This is a genomic window from Xenorhabdus innexi, assembly GCF_002632485.1.
Lineage (GTDB): Bacteria > Pseudomonadota > Gammaproteobacteria > Enterobacterales > Enterobacteriaceae > Xenorhabdus > Xenorhabdus innexi.
On record NZ_NIBU01000184.1, the window covers coordinates 1 to 1138 of the forward strand.

The window sequence follows — 1138 nt, forward strand, 5'->3', positions numbered from 1 at the left end:
ACCTGCTCCAAAAGGCGTGGTCGGAAACGTATTTTTGGCTGGAAAAAGCACAAGAATATTTATGCCAGAACGCGTTCAAAACACCACAAAGAAAATCATGTAAAAACAAAACATTGGATGCGTGTTTTGAAAGGCTTAATTCTTAAGATCCTGTCTATGATAACAGGATAACCAATTATTTCTGCTTGCTCATATAATTCCTCTTCACTGTTACATAATGCATATTTTATTGACCTGATACCGTTTTTTTGTAGTGCCTGACGCATAAGGAATTTATTATTACAGGCAGCAATAGAAGCAGAAGATGCGTGAGGTATGCCGATTTTTTGGCATATTTCGGCAATAATACATCCCATTTGCCCATAAGCAGAGGCCTGCCCCACATAACAAAGAATAGCGCACAGATTGTAAGTTTGTTGCAATCTAATAATAAAACCCTGCAAGGATTCAGCCGACAACGAATCTAATAAAAAAACTTCATCGCTGTCAGCAAAAAGCCGTTCTGTATTCCGACGATCTTTATGCGCTACAGTAAGACAAGATATTCCCATTTTTTTTGCTGCTGCGAAGTGCGGCTCACGATAGTAGTAACGTGTTACATCCGCTTCATCAATATCAACAAATAGAATTGCATTCGGTTTCATTGAGTATCCTTAAAATTCACAATATATATCCCCTTAGTATTTCAGATAGTTGAATTACTGAATGAGTTCCAGCAGTCAACTACCTGAAATCTATCGGGTATAGATTTATTTTTTTAATTCATTAAATCAGCAATAAATAGGATTAATTATCTAGTGGTGTATTCTGCAATTAATGACATCACTTTGTATTCCCACGGTAAAGCCACTTAAAAGGTTTAGCTAATACCCGGTTGTAATATTCGATATATTTTAAAATGCATGTCCGTAATATCGCTTTGCTGCTGACGGAAAGCCGCCTGAGCAAATGTCGGGAGACCAGACTGAACCAACATTCAATTTGATTTAACCAGGAAGCGTGTTTGGGGGTATAAACGAATCGGATCCGATGTGTCGGGTCTGATAGAAACTGCATGCGTGTCTCCATGGATTGAAGCGTTCCCCACTGGCCTTTCACTCCCAGTCCCTCATTAAGACCACAGGCTTCGGCAATGAAT

2 protein-coding genes are annotated in these 1138 nt (G+C 38.9%); both read right to left on the reverse strand.

From position 1 onward, the window contains the following. Positions 1 to 95: 95 nt before the first annotated feature. Positions 96 to 644, reverse strand: a complete 549-nt coding sequence (locus Xinn_RS20920; RefSeq protein WP_099137815.1) for an ATP-grasp domain-containing protein — start codon at positions 642 to 644, stop codon at positions 96 to 98. A gap of 178 nt (positions 645 to 822) precedes the next feature. Then, positions 823 to 1138 (reverse strand): transposase (locus tag Xinn_RS23650; RefSeq protein ID WP_211285986.1); only part of this gene is annotated, 316 nt, incomplete at its 5' end.